The following is a 14,815-nucleotide window of genomic DNA, read 5'->3' as shown; positions in this document are numbered from 1 at the left end:
TGGGGAGCTGCGGCCTGTGGGGTTGGGGATGGGGGATGTCGTTCGGGTGGGGGCGGTGGGGTTGCGGACCCGGCCGGGGCGGGCGTTCCTGTCCGCGTTGGGGATTGCGATCGGGATCGCTGCGATGGTCGCCGTCGTGGGGATCTCGTCGTCGTCGCGGGCCGAGCTCGACGGGCAGCTCGACGCGCTGGGGACGAACCTGCTGACCGTCACACCGGGGACCCGCCTGACCGGGGAACAGGCGCAGTTGCCGCTCGTCGCGGAGGCGATGGTCGGGCGGATCGCGCCGGTCCGGGCCGAGTCTGCGATCGGCAAGGTCGACGACGTCTCGGTCTACCGGACGAACAAGATCCCGGACGTCGAGACGAACGGCATCATCGCGTACGCCGCCCGCACCAACCTGCTCGAGACGATCGGCGCGACGGTCCGCAGCGGAAAATGGATCGACGCGGCCACCGGAAGGTTCCCGGCGACCGTTCTCGGTGCCAGCGCCGCGGAACGGCTCGGAATCACCAGGGCCGGCCCGGAAACTCGAGTACTGATCGGGAACACCTGGTTCACGGTGCTCGGCATCCTGGACCCGGCCGCACTCGCCCCCGAACTGGACAGCGCCGCGCTGATGGGCTGGCCGGCCGCCGGAAAACTGTCCTTCGACGGCCACCCGACCACGATCTACACCCGATCGGACGACGCCCAGGTGGCCGCCGTCCGATCGGTGCTCGGGGCAACAGCCAACCCACAGGCGCCGAACGAGGTCGAGGTCTCCCGCCCGTCCGACGCCCTCGCCGCGAAGCAGGCCGCAGGCCAGGCATTCACCGGACTCCTGCTCGGCCTGGGCGCCGTCGCGCTCCTGGTCGGCGGAGTAGGCGTCGCGAACATCATGGTGATCTCGGTCCTCGAACGCCGCGCCGAGATCGGGCTACGCCGCTCGCTCGGCGCAACCCGCGGCCAGATCCGCACCCAGTTCCTGACCGAGTCGCTCCTGCTGTCCGCGCTCGGCGGCCTCGGCGGCGCCCTGATCGGATCCGCGGTCACCGCTGCGTACGCGTCGTACCAGAACTGGTTGACGGTCATTCCGGTGTGGTCGCTCGCCGGTGGCGTGGGCGCGACGCTGCTGATCGGCGGGCTGGCCGGGCTCTACCCGGCGATCCGGGCCGCGCGGCTCTCGCCGACGGAGGCGCTCAGAACAGCGTGACGCCGATGCCGGTGAGCGCGAGCTGGATCAGCGCCACCGGCACCAGGCCCTGCCACGCGAGCTTCTGCAGCTGGTCGGCCCGCAACCGCGGGAACGACACCCGCACCCAGATCACCACGACCGACACGAGCGCGACCTTCACCAGGGTCCAGATCCAGCCGATCGATTCCGGCCCCGGGCCGCTCCAGCCACCGAGGAACAGCACGGTGGTGAGGGCCGCGAGGACGACGATCCCCGCGTACTCGGCGAGCAGGAACAGCGCGAAACGGAGTCCGGTGTACTCCGTGTACGGGCCGAAGATCACCTCGGAGTCCGCGACCGGCATGTCGAACGGCGGCCGCTGCAGCTCCGCGAGACCGGCGATGAAGAACACGACCAGACCGGGCAGCTGCCACAGCAGCCACCACGGGTTCCAGGCGTGTGCGATGCCGGTCAGGCTCAGGGTGCCGGCGGCGACCGCGACACTCGCCGCGGACAGCACGAACGGCAACTCGTAGCTCATCAACTGCGCCGCGACCCGGAGCCCGCCGAGCAGGCTGTACTTGTTGCCGCTGCCCCAACCGGCCATCAGCGAACCCAGGACGCCGATGCTCATGACCGCGAGCACGAAGAACAATCCGGAGTCGAGGTCCGCGCCGACGATCCCCGGCGCCAGCGGGATCGCGGCCAGCGCGGCGAGGTACGGCAGGATCGCGACGATCGGCGCCCACTCGAAGACCCGCTTGTCCGCGGCCGCCGGCGTCACGCTCTCCTTCTGGACGAACTTCACGCCGTCCGCGACCAGCTGCGCCCAGCCGTGGAACGCCCCGGCGTACATCGGGCCGAGCCGTGACTGCATGTGCGCCATCACCTTGTGCTCGGCCTGGCCGACCAGCAACGGCGCCACCAGGAAGGCGACCAGCACGCCCACCACCCGCACCACGAACTCCAGCATGACCGTCAGCCTAATCTGTCCGGCTTGACCTCAACCAACGTTGAGGTCGAAGAGTACGGGTCATGACCACTGTTCTTGTCACCGGAGCCACCGGCCGCGTCGGGCGGCACGTCGTCGACGGGCTGCGCGCCGCGGGCGTGACCGTCCGAGCCCTCGTCCGTACGCCGGATCTCGCCGGCTTCCCGCCCGATGTCGAACTGATCCAGGGCGATCTCTACGACCCAGCCGCCGTCCGGCGCGCCGCGGCCGACGCCGACTCGGCGTTCCTGCTCTGGCCGTCGTTCAGCGCGACCGGGGCCGCGGACATCATCGGCGAACTGCCCCGGCGCGTCGTCTACCTGTCCTCGCTCAGCGCGCCCTCGGGCGGCGTCTGGGGCGACGTCGAGGAACTGCTCCAGGACGCGCGCAAGGACTGGACGTTCCTCCGCCCCGGCGGGTTCGCGGTCAACGCGCAGAGCTGGGCCGGCGACTTCCGCACCGGCGACGTCATCCGGGTCCCGTCACCCGAAGCGGGCCGCTCGCTGATCCACGAACGGGACATCGCCGCGGTCGCCGTACTCACGCTGCTGAACGACCGGCACATCGGGCAGTTCTACGACCTGACCGGCCCCGAGGTGCTCACCCAGGCCGAGCAGGTCCGGACCATCGCCCGGGTGGTCGGCAAGGAGATGCGCATCGAGACCGTGCCGGACGCGGAGGCGCAGCAGGCGATGCTCGACGCCGGCCTCGACCCGATCCTCGCCGAGAGTTCGGTCGCGTACTGGGCCTCTCTCGTCGACAACCCCGAACCGGTCACCAGCACCGTCAGCGAACTCACCGGCCGCCCCGCGCTCACGTTCGCCGAGTGGGCCCGCGAGCACGCCGCCGAGTTCCGCGTGCCGACGACGAGCGAGGTCGCCCATCAGTACGTCGACGCGCTGACCACCGGACGCCTCGACGCAGCCCTCGCCCTGACCGCACCGGAGATCGTCCGCGTCGCACCGATGGAAACCAACGGCGAGGAGGTCGAGGTGAAAGGCGCCGACGCGATCCTCGAGAACGCCCGCCGCCTCAACGCCGCCATCGAGTACCTCGGCATCGAGGTCTTCGGCCCGCTCCTCCTCGACGACCGCTTCGCGATCCGCTTCGCCTTCGACCAGCTCAACGTCCGCACCGGCACCCGCTCCCGCACCACCAAACTCTCCCTGTGCACCGTAGCGTCCGGCCACATCACCCGCGAGGAAGTCTTCTACTTCACTTCCCCGCCTGCTTGATATCATGAGATATCGAGTAGGAGGTGACGCCATGAGTGACGTTCTCATCCGCGATGTCCCGGACGAGGTGCTCGCCGTGATCGACTACCGGGCCGCCGGCCTGGGACTGTCCAGGAGCGAGTACCTGCGCCGGCAGCTCAGCCAGGAGGCCGGGCGTTCGGAGGTTGCCGTGACCGTTGCCGATCTGGAGCGCTTCTCGAACCTGGCCCGCGATCTGGACGACCCTGAGGTCATGGACAAGGCCTGGTCGTGACGCCGGCCGCGGACGCCCGGCGCTGGCTGATCGACAAGTCGGCTCTGGTGCGCCTGAGTGCGGCTCCCGACCGAGAGGACTGGGCCAACCGCATCAATCGCGGGCTCGTGCACATCACGACCGTGACGTTGCTCGAGGTCGGCTTCTCAGCCCGGTCCGCGGATGAACACCGCTCGCTCCTGCAGCACCCGCCGATCGCGGCGATGCCGGTGGAGAACGCGACGCCTTCGATCGAGCGCCGCGCCGTTGTCGTGCAGGCACAACTCGCGGCCTCCGGTCAGCATCGAGCGCCTTCGGTACCTGACCTGCTGATCGCTGCCACGGCGGAGCAGACTGGCTTGATCCTCCTGCATGTGGACAAGGACTTCGAACTCATCGCCAACCTCACCGGGCAGCCGACAGAGCGACTGAGTCAGGCCTGACCCAGCGGGAGTTGAAGCCAGCCGCCGATGTCTTGGCGGCCGGCGGTGCGGGCTGCGGTGCGGGCGCCGTGGTTGGCGGAGTGGATGGTGCCGATCAGGATGCGGGTCGGGTCCGGGAGGGCCTGGGCGAGCAGGGCGCTCAGGTGCCGGCCGTAGCCGCGGCCGCGGTAGCGCTTCGCGAGGATGATCTCGCGGACGACGTACGCGGGCAGGCCGAGGGCGTCGTCGGGTTTGATCACGGCGGCGGCGTACCCGGCCCACTCGCCGTTCACGGTGACGTCGAACAGCAGCCCGTCGTCCGCCGACTCCTGCAGAGCGTCGCGCTCCTGGAGGGTCGCTTCCTCGGTGTGGTGCGGGTGGTCGGCGTCCACCGCGTCGTACGCGCCGGCCGCGTCCTCGTAGTGGTCGACGGTCTTCGTGGGCCGCAGCGCCAGTCCAGGTGGTACGTCGTGTGGCTGCAACTCGCTGATCGGCGCGGCGAGGAACCGCCGGTCGGGCTCGGCGCCCGCGACACCTGCCTCCGCGCTCCACAGCCGCAGGTAGCGGGGGTTGTGAATGCCGTAGTGCTCGCGGGCGGCGGCGGCCAGCGCGGGCAGGTCCGACGGTTGGGGTGAGCGGGTCATCGGGGTCGCGTCGACGAACGGCTTCGCGAGGTTCATGTTCTCGAAGCGGATGCTGAACATCGCGTCGAGATCGTTGCTGATGGCAACCCATCGGTTGAGCATCGACCCGGCGGGTTTGCCCGGCGCGAGCCGGGCGGCGCGTTGCGCGGCGATGTCGAGGTCCTCGGCGAGCAGGATGTCGAGCGCCGCATGCTCCTCGGCGAGCGTCGTGAGGCGGGTCCGGTCGTCCACCCAGGTGCGGGTGATCGGATGCTGCCGGGCCAACGTGTACCGAGCCAGCTCCTCCGCGGATGGAATCACGACGTCCCGTCCGACGGCTCAGACGCCGACGACCCAGAGCCGGGCGGCTCGCGATCCGGCCCCGCACCACCCGAGGACGGCGGGTCCGAGGGGCGTGGCTCCGCGGGCGGTGAGTCGGCTGAGGGCGCCGCGGGCGTGGAGGACTCGGCCGGCGCTGCGGGTGCTGTGTCGGCGGGTGGGGATTGGCGGCGGGTACGGCGTTCGCCTCCGGCGGCACCGCGGCGCGGGCGGGCGGGGGTGGCGGCGGCTTCGGCGGGGGCCAAGGGGTCCGGGTCCGGTGATCCGGCGGGGCGTGGGCCCCAGGTTTCCGGGTCCGGTACGCCGGGTGGCAGCGTCCGGCGGCGGCTCGGAGCGCCCGACGGGGCGTGGTCGGACTCGCCGGGTTCCTTCGCCCCGGGCCACGGTTTCGCGACCCGCGACGCGAGCACGAACTCCTTGCGCAGCGGATGACCCTCGAACTCGTCCGGCAGCAGCAACGTGGTCAGGTTCGGATGCCCGTCGAACCCGATCCCGAACATCTCGAACGTCTCGCGCTCGTGCCAGTTCGCCCCCGCGTACAGCCGGCTCAGCGTCGGGAGCACCGGCCGGTCCCGCGGCACCAGCGTGCGGACCAGGACGTGGTCGACATGCGACCCGCCCCAGAAGTCCGCGAGATGCGTGACCACCCGGAAGCCGTCCTTGAGCTCGTCCGAGGCGCTGAGGAAGTCGAAGAACGTGAGGCCGACCGCGTCCCGCAGTACCTCGTGGGCCGGGACCCAGGACTCCGGCGGCACGTCGATCGCGACCGGCCCGAAGCTGCCGGACGACGTCGCGGCGATCCCGGCGCCGGTCAGCGCCTCGAGTGCGTCACTGCTCACGGCTGCACCAGACCGCGCGTGAGGGCCGCCGCCGAGGGCTCGTCGTACCGGCTCGCGACGTGCTCGCCGGCGATCTTCTCCTGCAGTTTGAGGATGCCCTGCAGCAACGCCTCCGGCCGCGGCGGGCAGCCGGGCACGTACACGTCGACGGGGATGATCTGGTCGACGCCCTTCGTCACGCAGTACGAGTCCCAGTAGGGTCCGCCGGAGTTCGAGCAGGAGCCGAACGAGATCACGTACTTCGGCTCGGGCATCTGGTCGTAGAGCCGCTTGATGGCCGGCGCCATCTTGTCCGTGACGGTGCCGGACACCACCATCAGGTCGGCCTGCCGCGGCCCGGGCGCGAACGGGATCACGCCGAGCCGGATGAAGTCGTGCCGCCCCATCGACGCCGCGATGAACTCGATCGCGCAGCACGCGAGCCCGAAGTTGAACACCCAGAGCGAGTACTTCCGGCCCCAGTTCAGCAGGTACCGCACCGGTTCCGGCGCGAGCTTCGCCAGCGCACCCACGGCCGGCCGCACAGTCGGCATCCCCAGCTCGATCTCGGCCATGCTCGTTAGCCTAGTCCGACAATCTCTTCGGCGAGGATCTCCGGGTACTCGAGTGGCGCGTAATGACCGGCACCGTCGACTGGCCGGACGCGGACGTCGCTGAAGAAGTCGTCCACCCGGTCCGACCACGCCCGTGGGAACAGCGGGTCGAACTCGGGCCACAGCACCACGGTCGGTACGGCGATCCGGTCGTACGACGGTGGCGCCGTCTCGGCCGCCGACACGGCCACCGAACCGGCGCCGGCGCGGTACCAGTTCAGCGACGCCGTGAACGCGCCCGGCACCGAGTACACCTCGACCAGATGATCCAGCTCCGGCTCGAAGTCCGGCCCGGACCAATGCGTCCAGAAATGCGTGAGGTACGCGCGGACCGCGTCGGGCCGCCCGTCGATCAGCTCCTCGATCACCGGCAGCCGATGGAACGCCTGGTACCAGAACTCCGCCTGGGCGTGCTCGGAAAAGACGCGTTTTCCAATACCGGGCAGGGGTGGGGCGACGACCAGCCCCTCGACCAACTCCGGTGTGTCCCGGGCGATCCGCTGCGCGATCCGGCTGCCGATGTCGTAGCCGGCGAGTACCGGCCGGTCGAGTCCGAGCTGTTCGATCAGCGCCAACACGCTCCGCGCCTGCGCGTCGGCGCCGTACTGCACCGGATCCGGACTCGACCCGATCGAGGCGCCGAAGCCGCGCAGGTCCGGGACCACCACCTCGCATCCACCCTCCACCAGCAGTGGCGCGAGCCGCCGGTGATCCGTGCGATCTCCGGGCCATCCGTGCAGCAGCACCACGGGCGGACCTTCGCCGTCCCGCTCGTACGCCAGCCTGAATCCGTCGACCTCCGCGCTCAACTCGCTGCTGTCCATGCCGTTCATTGTTGACCACCCGGCCGGCCCGGCTTACCGTGATTGAACAGGACTGGACAGGTCCATTCCAGGGGTGGGAGTCAGCATGACGGACCAGCTCGACACGCAGCAGACCCGCGCGCTCTCGGTGGAGAGCAACGGCCTCAACGTGATCGCCGACGCGGATCGGAAGGGCCGGCCGAGCCAGCTGTTCTGGCCATGGTTCGGGGCCAACGTCTCCGTCCTCGGGCTGAGCTACGGCGCGTTCGCCCTCGGGTTCGGGATCTCGTTCTGGCAGGCGGTGATCGCCGGGCTGATCGGGGTGGTGTTCTCGTTCCTGCTCTGCGGCCTGATCGCGCTGGCCGGAAAACGCGGGTCGGCGCCGACGATGGTGCTCAGCCGCGCCGCGTTCGGAGTCCGGGGCAACAAACTGCCGTCGCTGGTGTCGTGGTTGCTGACCGTCGGCTGGGAAACCGTTCTCACGATCCTGGCAACGCTCGCCACGGCAACCGTTTTCGAGCGGCTCGGCTGGGGTGGCGGCAACCTGACCAAGGTGATCGCGCTGATCGTGGTCGGGGCGCTGACGGTGGCCTGCGGGGTGCTCGGGTTCGATCTGATCATGCGCGCCCAGACGGTGATCACGGTGGTGACCGGCGTACTCACGGTCGTCTACATCATCCTGGTCGCCGACCAGATCCACTGGAGCACGGTGTCCGCGCTGCCGAACGGGTCCACGCAGGCGGTGATCGGCGCACTCGTGTTCCTGATGACCGGCTTCGGGCTCGGCTGGGTGAACGCGGCCGCGGACTACTCGCGGTACCTCCCGCGGCAGGCGTCGAGCCGTGGTGTGGTCGGGTGGACGACATTCGGCGGGTCGGTGGCTCCCGTCGTACTGCTGATCTTCGGTCTGCTGCTGGCCGGGTCGTCGAAGGATCTGAGCGAGGCGATCGCCGCCGACCCGATCGGTGCGCTGGCCGGGGCGCTGCCGACCTGGTTCCTGGTGCCGTTCGTGATCGTCGCGGTCCTCGGGCTCGTCGGCGGGGCGGTGCTCGACATCTACTCGTCCGGGCTGGCGCTGCTGTCGCTCGGTCTGCCGGTTCCGCGGTACGTCGCCGCGTTCATCGACGGTGTGGTGATGATCGGCGGCACCATCTACGTGGTGTTCTACGGCGGCGAGTTCCTCGGGCAGTTCCAGGGTTTCCTGATCACGCTCGGCGTACCGATCGCGGCCTGGTGCGGGATCATGCTCGCCGACATCGCGAGCCGCCGGCGGGACTACGCCGAATCCGACCTCTACCAGCCGAGCGGGCGGTACGGCGACATCCGCTGGTTGCCCGTGGCGACGATGATCATTGCCACTGGCATCGGTTGGGGACTCGTCACGAACACGCTTGCCTCCTGGCTGACCTGGCAGGGCTACCTGCTCGAGGCGTTCGGTCTCGGCGGCAAGGAGGGCGCGTGGGCGTTCGCGAACCTCGGCGTACTGGTCGCGCTGGTGCTCGGGTTCGTCGCGCAGTGGTTCGGCGGGCGGTCCGCCGTACGGCGGCAGGAGGCTTGAGGGTGCTCGCGCTCATCGACCTGCAACGGATCTTCGCGGACCCCGCGTCGGGTTGGGCCACGCCGGGATTCGAGCGGGTGATCGAGCCGGCGCGGGAACTGATCACGTTGTTCTCGCCGGAGGTCGTGTTCACGCGATTCGTCGCACCGGAGCGGCCGGACGGAGCGTGGATCCCTTATTACGAAGCGTTTCCGTTCGCGCTGCAGCCGCCGGATGCCGAGGACTATCAGCTGGTCGACGAGTTCCGCGGGGCGCCGACGCTGGACAAGACCACGTTCGGTGCCTGGGGCCCCGAACTCGCGGCGCGGACACGGACCGGCGGGCGGCTGGTGCTAGGCGGCGTGACGACCGACTGCTGCGTGATCAGTACGGCGCTTTCCGCGGTGGACGCCGGCGTCCAGGTCCAGGTGGTCGAGGAAGCGTGTGCCGGTTCGACGGAGGAGAACCATCACAAGGCGCTCGACATCATGCGGCTGTACGCGCCGATGATCGAGATCGTCCGGCTGGAGCAGCTGCGGTGATCTCGTTGAAGCACGAGCGGATCGCCCGGGTCCTCGCCCGCGAGATCCGGTCCGGCGTCGTACGGCGGGGCGCGCAGCTGCCCGGTGAGGTGGAGCTGGCGAAACGGTTCTCGGTCAGCCGGAACACGGTTCGCGCCGCGCTCGCCGTACTCGCCGAGGACAACCTGATCGCGACGCACACCGGAAAGGGCTCGTTCGTGCTGTTCGACGGCCGGCCGTTGGACGGCCGGTTGGGGTGGACGCACGCGCTTTCGGAAAACGGTGTCGAGACGCGGATGCGGACGGTGCGGATCGAACGCGAGGACGATCCGGCGCTGGCCGCGCGACTGGGTCTGGAGTCGGCCGAGGTGGTGGTCGTCGAACGTGTCCGGCAACTCACCGACGGTACGGCGATCTCGTTGGAACGCAGCCGTATCCCGGCCATCGCCCCGCTCCGGGACCTGCCCGAACGCGGCCTGGACAACGGGTCGATCAGCGTCACCCTGAACCGCGCCGGCCTCTACCTGGACCACTGCGAACAACGCCTCCGCGGCCGCCCCCTCACCCCCGTCGAAGCCGGCCACCTCGACCGCCCCCACGGCACCTGGTTCCTGCACACCACCCGCACCAGCTGGACCGCCGACGACACCTTCGCCGAACACGCCGACGAACTCCTGGATCCCAACCACTACGAGCTGAGCCTCACCTACCGCACGTGACTCCCCCGGCCCGAATCGGCGCCTCTAAGGGGGCTGCCGGGCAGGGATAGGGAGATGTGCGGATGTGGGCGTGGTCCTCAGGCGCGGAGAGTCGGGGCAACGACAGGAGGACGTCATGTTGTTCTACTCGACCGCCGTGGTTCGGGCGGAGATGGAGTACAGGCAGGAGCGGATCCGGCGCGACTTCCAGCGGCCGTTCTGGTTCCAGCGGTCGCGGAAAGCGGTGCCGCCGCAGCCCTGCGCACCCGAGCTGCGTGCTCGTCCCGCGATGTGACAGCGCGGTCACCGCCTCAGACCCCCTTCCCCACCCGGCGCGGCCGGCTCTCCGGAGCCGGCCGCGCCGCCGTCGTTCTCGCCCCCGGTCGTTTCGCCCCCCGTCGTTTTGGTCCGTGCGTAGGGCCCTCGGGCGGGTCTCAGGCACCTCCTAAGACGCCCTGGGAACACCTAAGGCCCCAGGTCCGGCGGGGATAGGGAGGAGTTCCGATGTGCGGGGCTACCTCAGACGAGCAGATTTACCGGTGTCGGCAGGGAGCCGGCATCGCACAACGGAGGAACACATGTTCACCAACGCATCGGTCAAGGCAGAGGTCGACTACCGCAGGGAGCGCCTCAGCCGCGACTTCCGGCAGCACCGGAGCACCCGGGGCCGCCGGAGCATCGCCCACCTGTTCGGCCGGAAAGCCTGAAGGGAGGTCAACCATGTTCAGCACCCCTCTGAGTTCCGAGTTCGTCAAGGCGGAAACGGCGTACCGGCAGGAGCGGGCCCGGCGTAGCTTCCGGCCCGTGAGCCGGCAGCAGGCGGAGCGGGCCTCGCAGCCCGAGCCGCGGCACGCACGCCGTACCCTCCGACCCACCACGGTCGCATGACCGCCCGACTCGCCGTCCCTGATCCCGCACTGGAGATCAGGGACGGCGTTCTCATATCCGGCAAAAGGCCCGCCCGGAGCGCTGCTGACAGCAGAAGCGGCGGCCATCGGCCGGGATGCCGTCGATTTGTGTCGGCGCCAGGGGCGAAGATGGACGACGTGCCCTGGATTTCGACACCTCTCGTCGGCCGCTCGTCCGAGATGGCCGCCCTGCTCAGCGCCGTGGACGACGCCCGCACGCGTCGCGCCGGCGCCGTGCTGCTGTCCGGCGACGCCGGGGTCGGCAAGACCCGGCTGCTGGACGAGATCGCCACCGGGGCCCACGAGCGCGGTTTCGGCGTCCTGGTCGGGCACTGCACCGACTTCGGCGACGCCGGCCTGCCGTACCAGCCGTTCTCCGAGATCTTCGGGCGCCTGGCGGGCGACCGCCCGGATCTGGTCGAGAGCGTGCTGACCAACTTCCCCGCGATCGGCCGCCTGCTGCCCGCGCACCGGATGCTCAGTGCCCAACCTGCCCCGCAGGAGGGCCAGCTCGACCGGGCCGCGCTGTTCGACGCGGTGCTCGGCGCGTTCACCGCACTGTCCACCAGCGAGCCGATCCTGGTGATCATCGAGGACGCGCACTGGGCCGACGACTCGACCCGGGACCTGATCGGTTTCCTGATCACCCGGCTGACCTCCCAGCGCCTCGCCCTCGTGGTGTCGTACCGCAGCGACGACCTGCACCGCCGGCATCCGCTGCGCCGCCCGATCGCCGAGTGGGCCCGCAACCCCCGGGTACGCCGGGTCAACCTGCTCCCCCTCGACGCCGACGAGGCCCGCACGCTGCTGCACTCGCTGCTCACCGCGCCGCTCCCGGAGGCCGAGGAGCGCCGGATCCTGGAGCGCGCCGGCGGCAACGCCTTCTTCACCGAGGAGCTCGCCGCCGCGGCCTCGCTGGGCGACGGCGACGTCGTCCCGCCGGATCTCGCCGACCTCCTGCTGGTCCGTCTCGATCCGCTGTCCGACGACGCCCGCCAGGTCGCCCGGGTGATCGCGGTCGCCGGCCGCCGCGTCCCGCACACGTTGCTGACCGCGGTCGCCGATCTTCCCGACCGTGAGCTCGACGAGGCGCTCCGCGAGCTGATCGACGCGCACATCATCGACGTACCGACCAGTGATCGCTACTACTTCCGGCACGCCCTGCTCGCCGAGGCGGTGTACGACGATCTGCTCCCGGGCGAGCGGGTTCGCCTGCACGCGTCGTACGTCCAAGCCCTCAAGGACCAGACGGTCGCCGGTACGGCGGCTGAGCTCGCGGGGCATGCCAGTCGGTCGCACAACCTGCCGGTCGCGTTCGAGGCGCGGGTCCGGGCGGGCGAGGAGGCCATCTCGGTCGCTGCGCCACAGGATGCGCTGAAGCACTTCGAGCTGGCCCTGGAGCTGTTCCCGAACCGATCGGCCGACAGCCCGACCGACAAGACCTGGCTGATCGTCCAGACCGCGACGGCCGCGACACTGTCCTCGCAGCACCTGCGCGCGGTGAAGATTCTCCGCAAGGCCCTCGCCGACCTGACGCCGGAGGCGCCGCAGCTGGAGCGGGCGCGACTGCTGCTCCCGCTGGCCGATATCGCGCTGGTCATCGATCAGGACCAGGAGGCCAACGAGGCGGTGTCGCAGGCGCTCAAGCTGGTCCAGGACGAGCCCGCCAGCGTGTTCAAGGCACAGGTCGCGTCGCTGTACGCGCGGGTGTCCGACGCGCTCGGCCGGCCGATGGAGGCGGAGCGCTGGGCGCACAAGGCGCTGGAGATCGCCCGCGAGGCCGGTCAGGAGTCCGCGGCCAGCGACGCCGGAATCACGCTGGCCCAGCTGCGCCGCCGCGCCGGCGACCCGGAGACTGCCGCGAAGCAGCTCGAGGAGGCCGCCGTCCGGGCGCAGCTGCTCGGAGATCCGGCGGCCGAGGTGCGGAGCCGGTTCCTGCTCGGGTCGACGCACTACGAGCAGGGCGACCTGCTGAACGCGAAGGCGGCGCTGTCGTTCGCGGCGAAGCGCGCCGGTGAGCTCGGGCGACAGTGGGCGGCCTACGGGTTCGACGCGCGGCGGATGCTGTCGCTGACCCAGTTCATGCTCGGTGAGTGGGACGCGGCGGTCGCGACCGCACGCACCGACGCGATGACGCCCGCCGCGGCCGCTGCCGCACTGCGGGCGGTCGAGTTCTCGGTCCGGAGCGGGCGTGGCGACACCGCGGTCGCGGAAGAGTTCGAGATGTCGCGCAAATGGTGGGACCTGGACGTGATGCTGCCGATCATCGGGCTGCAGCCGGCCGTCGACGCGTACCGCGAGCTCGACAAGCCGGCCGAGGCCGAGAAGCTGATCACCGACGTCTCCACCCTGTGTGCGGACGTGTTCCAGACCGAGTGGTTCCTCGCCCGGATCCGGTTCGCCACCCTCGGTCTGCAGATGCTGTGTCACCGTGCCGTCGGTGAGCCGTCGGCCGCCGCGGAGCTGGTCAAACGTGGCGCCGAGTTGGTGTCAGTCGGGCAGACGACCGCGGAGAAGGGGCTGCCGCCGGGCCGGTTGATGGGCGTCGAAGGACTCGCCTGGCTGGCGCGGTTGGAAGCGGAGTGGGATCGGCTGCGCTGGCTGACCGGGATCGACCCGCCGACGCCCGAGGACCACGTCGCCGCCTGGACGCGGACGACCGAAGCCTTCGGGTACGGGTACGTCTTCGAGCAGGCGTGGTCGCGGGTCCGGCTGTCCGCCGCGCTCCGGGCCGCCGGCCGGGTTTCGGAGGCGAACGAGCAGAGCGCGCTGGCCGCCGACGTGGGACGTGAGCTGGGCGCGCAGCCGCTGCTGACCGAGACGGGTGGCGTCGACACCGGCGGCGCCAGCGCGCTGACGTCGCGAGAGACCGAGGTACTGCGGTTGCTCGCGGAAGGGCGGACGAACCGGCAGCTGGCGCGCGAGCTGTACATCAGCGAGAAGACGGTCAGCGTGCACGTGTCGAACATCCTGGCGAAGCTGGGTGTTCGCTCCCGCACCGAAGCAGCAGCAGTCGCCCGCCGGGACGGTCTGCTCGACTAGTACCGCGTCAAGCAACCTTCGGGCTGTCAGTCCCTCGCCGTCCCCGACAGCGACGACCTCAGCCGGCTCTGCACCCGCCATCGTGGCGCCGTGGCGCCGCCGCGCCGCCGCGCCGCCGCGCCGCCGCGCCGCCGCGCCGCCGCGCCGCCGCGCCGTGGCGCCGCCGTGCCGTCGCGCCGTGGCGCCGCCGTGCCGTCGCGCCGTGGCGCCGTGGCGCCGCCGTGCCGTGGCGCCGTCGCGCCGTGGCGCCGCCGTGCCGTGGCGCCGTCGCGCCGTGGCGCCGCCGTGCCGTGGCGCCGTGGCGCCGTGGCGCCGTGGCGCCGTGGCGCCGTTTGGGTGGTTCACCTCAGAAATGGTCCGTTCCCACGCGGCATGCCAACTGCTCACGGACAACCTCAGGGGTGAACCGCTCGAATGCCTGGTCGGGGTGCCTGGCCGGGGTGCCTGACCGGGGTGCCTGACCGGGGTGCCTGACCGGGGTGCCTGACCGGGTGCCTGGCCGGGGTGCCTGGCCGGGGTGCCTGACCGGGGTGCCTGACCGGGGGGCCTGGTTGGGGGTCGCCTGGCCCCGGTTTCCGATGGCGCTTGCCGGGTTCGAGGTGCGCAGCCGGGTCGTCAGCCGTGTCTGCGGTGGCGGCCCGGTTCGGGGTGGGCGGCGCGGGCCCGGGCTCGGGCACGTGCCAACTCATCGGCCGGCGAATCGGCCGGGGTGCTGGCCGGGGTGTGCTCCAGGTCGGTGATGTCGTCGAACACTTTGCGGGCATGGCGCATCCGCGCCACGGCCAGCAACAACACTCCGGCCGCAGCGAGTGCGATCAACACCCACAGTTGCCACGACATAGCCTCACCGCCATGTACTCGCCCCGTTCCCCCGAG

17 protein-coding genes are annotated in these 14,815 nt (G+C 70.7%); 11 read left to right on the top strand and 6 right to left on the bottom strand.

Annotated elements, in window-relative coordinates; translation table 11 throughout:
• The first annotated feature begins 28 nt into the window (after nucleotides 1-28).
• Nucleotides 29-1,195: an ABC transporter permease gene (locus tag ACFYRH_RS09810; protein WP_387770914.1), complete on the top strand. Its 1,167-nt coding sequence runs from the start codon at nucleotides 29-31 to the stop codon at nucleotides 1,193-1,195.
• On the opposite strand, the gene ACFYRH_RS09805 is transcribed toward ACFYRH_RS09810, so the two are convergent.
• The gene (locus tag ACFYRH_RS09805) at nucleotides 1,182-2,129 is read right to left on the bottom strand and encodes an NADH-quinone oxidoreductase subunit H (protein ID WP_387770911.1); all 948 of its coding nucleotides are present in this window, start codon (nucleotides 2,127-2,129) and stop codon (nucleotides 1,182-1,184) included. The genes ACFYRH_RS09810 and ACFYRH_RS09805 overlap by 14 nt on opposite strands.
• 62 nt (nucleotides 2,130-2,191) lie before the next feature.
• Between ACFYRH_RS09805 and ACFYRH_RS09800 the strand changes: the two genes are divergently transcribed.
• Genes ACFYRH_RS09800 through ACFYRH_RS09790 form a run of 3 tightly spaced genes read left to right on the top strand, consistent with a single transcriptional unit; the run spans nucleotide 2,192 to nucleotide 4,057 of the window.
• Nucleotides 2,192-3,382, top strand: a complete 1,191-nt coding sequence (locus tag ACFYRH_RS09800; protein ID WP_387770908.1) for an NAD(P)H-binding protein — start codon at nucleotides 2,192-2,194, stop codon at nucleotides 3,380-3,382.
• Between the two features lie 31 nt (nucleotides 3,383-3,413).
• Nucleotides 3,414-3,635, top strand: a complete 222-nt coding sequence (locus ACFYRH_RS09795) for an antitoxin (RefSeq protein WP_387770905.1) — start codon at nucleotides 3,414-3,416, stop codon at nucleotides 3,633-3,635.
• Nucleotides 3,632-4,057: a PIN domain nuclease gene (locus ACFYRH_RS09790; RefSeq protein ID WP_387770902.1), complete on the top strand. Its 426-nt coding sequence runs from the start codon at nucleotides 3,632-3,634 to the stop codon at nucleotides 4,055-4,057. The genes ACFYRH_RS09795 and ACFYRH_RS09790 overlap by 4 nt, the downstream gene beginning before the upstream one ends.
• Here ACFYRH_RS09790 and ACFYRH_RS09785 read toward each other — a convergent pair.
• From ACFYRH_RS09785 to ACFYRH_RS09770, 4 genes are read right to left on the bottom strand one after another with little or no spacing between them, the layout of a single operon-like run.
• On the bottom strand, nucleotides 4,048-4,980 hold the full coding sequence (locus ACFYRH_RS09785) for a GNAT family N-acetyltransferase (RefSeq protein ID WP_387770899.1): 933 nt from the start codon (nucleotides 4,978-4,980) through the stop codon (nucleotides 4,048-4,050). The genes ACFYRH_RS09790 and ACFYRH_RS09785 overlap by 10 nt on opposite strands.
• A complete protein-coding gene (locus tag ACFYRH_RS09780; protein WP_387770896.1) occupies nucleotides 4,977-5,837 on the bottom strand; it encodes an NADH-quinone oxidoreductase subunit C in 861 nt (286 codons plus the stop codon). Before ACFYRH_RS09780 ends, ACFYRH_RS09785 begins: the two co-directional genes overlap by 4 nt.
• Nucleotides 5,834-6,391, bottom strand: coding sequence for an NADH-quinone oxidoreductase subunit B (locus tag ACFYRH_RS09775; protein ID WP_387770893.1), 558 nt, complete (start codon nucleotides 6,389-6,391; stop codon nucleotides 5,834-5,836). The genes ACFYRH_RS09780 and ACFYRH_RS09775 overlap by 4 nt, the downstream gene beginning before the upstream one ends.
• A 5-nt stretch (nucleotides 6,392-6,396) precedes the next feature.
• Nucleotides 6,397-7,254 carry an alpha/beta fold hydrolase gene (locus tag ACFYRH_RS09770; protein WP_387770890.1) on the bottom strand — a complete coding sequence of 286 codons (858 nt, stop codon included), beginning with the start codon at nucleotides 7,252-7,254 and terminating at the stop codon, nucleotides 6,397-6,399.
• 85 nt (nucleotides 7,255-7,339) lie between these two features.
• Between ACFYRH_RS09770 and ACFYRH_RS09765 the strand changes: the two genes are divergently transcribed.
• The 7 genes from ACFYRH_RS09765 (at nucleotide 7,340) to ACFYRH_RS09735 (ending at nucleotide 13,939) form a co-directional block, all read left to right on the top strand.
• Nucleotides 7,340-8,791, top strand: coding sequence for a purine-cytosine permease family protein (locus ACFYRH_RS09765; protein ID WP_387770887.1), 1,452 nt, complete (start codon nucleotides 7,340-7,342; stop codon nucleotides 8,789-8,791).
• A 2-nt stretch (nucleotides 8,792-8,793) separates the two neighbouring features.
• A complete protein-coding gene (locus ACFYRH_RS09760; RefSeq protein WP_387770884.1) occupies nucleotides 8,794-9,312 on the top strand; it encodes a cysteine hydrolase family protein in 519 nt (172 codons plus the stop codon).
• Complete coding sequence (locus tag ACFYRH_RS09755; protein ID WP_387770881.1) at nucleotides 9,309-10,010, top strand: GntR family transcriptional regulator; 702 nt, start codon at nucleotides 9,309-9,311, stop codon at nucleotides 10,008-10,010. Before ACFYRH_RS09760 ends, ACFYRH_RS09755 begins: the two co-directional genes overlap by 4 nt.
• 115 nt (nucleotides 10,011-10,125) lie before the next feature.
• Nucleotides 10,126-10,284 carry a hypothetical protein gene (locus tag ACFYRH_RS09750; protein ID WP_387770878.1) on the top strand — a complete coding sequence of 53 codons (159 nt, stop codon included), beginning with the start codon at nucleotides 10,126-10,128 and terminating at the stop codon, nucleotides 10,282-10,284.
• 283 nt (nucleotides 10,285-10,567) lie between these two features.
• Entirely contained in the window at nucleotides 10,568-10,696 is a 129-nt protein-coding gene (locus tag ACFYRH_RS09745) for a hypothetical protein (RefSeq protein WP_387770875.1), read from the top strand.
• A 13-nt stretch (nucleotides 10,697-10,709) separates the two neighbouring features.
• Nucleotides 10,710-10,877 (top strand): hypothetical protein, encoded by a 168-nt coding sequence (locus ACFYRH_RS09740; protein ID WP_387770872.1) that lies wholly within the window; start codon nucleotides 10,710-10,712, stop codon nucleotides 10,875-10,877.
• A gap of 149 nt (nucleotides 10,878-11,026) precedes the next feature.
• Nucleotides 11,027-13,939: an AAA family ATPase gene (locus ACFYRH_RS09735; RefSeq protein ID WP_387770869.1), complete on the top strand. Its 2,913-nt coding sequence runs from the start codon at nucleotides 11,027-11,029 to the stop codon at nucleotides 13,937-13,939.
• Nucleotides 13,940-14,554: 615 nt separating this feature from the next.
• Here the strand turns inward: ACFYRH_RS09735 and ACFYRH_RS09730 are convergent.
• Nucleotides 14,555-14,779 carry a hypothetical protein gene (locus ACFYRH_RS09730; RefSeq protein WP_387770866.1) on the bottom strand — a complete coding sequence of 75 codons (225 nt, stop codon included), beginning with the start codon at nucleotides 14,777-14,779 and terminating at the stop codon, nucleotides 14,555-14,557.
• Between the last annotated feature and the right edge of the window lie 36 nt (nucleotides 14,780-14,815).

Origin of the sequence: Kribbella sp. NPDC004875 (assembly GCF_042873375.1) — a bacterium.
Lineage (GTDB): Bacteria > Actinomycetota > Actinomycetes > Propionibacteriales > Kribbellaceae > Kribbella.
This window is presented reverse-complemented; position numbering and strand designations above follow the sequence as displayed.

Coding starts and splice junctions, on each gene's coding strand:
- ACFYRH_RS09800 (WP_387770908.1), top strand. CDS start 2,192: ATGACCACTGTTCTTGTCACCGGAGCCACCGGCCGCGTCGGGCGGCAC.
- ACFYRH_RS09775 (WP_387770893.1), bottom strand. CDS start 6,391: ATGGCCGAGATCGAGCTGGGGATGCCGACTGTGCGGCCGGCCGTGGGT.
- ACFYRH_RS09770 (WP_387770890.1), bottom strand. CDS start 7,254: ATGGACAGCAGCGAGTTGAGCGCGGAGGTCGACGGATTCAGGCTGGCG.
- ACFYRH_RS09765 (WP_387770887.1), top strand. CDS start 7,340: ATGACGGACCAGCTCGACACGCAGCAGACCCGCGCGCTCTCGGTGGAG.
- ACFYRH_RS09730 (WP_387770866.1), bottom strand. CDS start 14,779: ATGTCGTGGCAACTGTGGGTGTTGATCGCACTCGCTGCGGCCGGAGTG.
- ACFYRH_RS09735 (WP_387770869.1), top strand. CDS start 11,027: ATGGACGACGTGCCCTGGATTTCGACACCTCTCGTCGGCCGCTCGTCC.
- ACFYRH_RS09740 (WP_387770872.1), top strand. CDS start 10,710: ATGTTCAGCACCCCTCTGAGTTCCGAGTTCGTCAAGGCGGAAACGGCG.
- ACFYRH_RS09805 (WP_387770911.1), bottom strand. CDS start 2,129: ATGCTGGAGTTCGTGGTGCGGGTGGTGGGCGTGCTGGTCGCCTTCCTG.
- ACFYRH_RS09810 (WP_387770914.1), top strand. CDS start 29: ATGGGGGATGTCGTTCGGGTGGGGGCGGTGGGGTTGCGGACCCGGCCG.
- ACFYRH_RS09745 (WP_387770875.1), top strand. CDS start 10,568: ATGTTCACCAACGCATCGGTCAAGGCAGAGGTCGACTACCGCAGGGAG.
- ACFYRH_RS09750 (WP_387770878.1), top strand. CDS start 10,126: ATGTTGTTCTACTCGACCGCCGTGGTTCGGGCGGAGATGGAGTACAGG.
- ACFYRH_RS09795 (WP_387770905.1), top strand. CDS start 3,414: ATGAGTGACGTTCTCATCCGCGATGTCCCGGACGAGGTGCTCGCCGTG.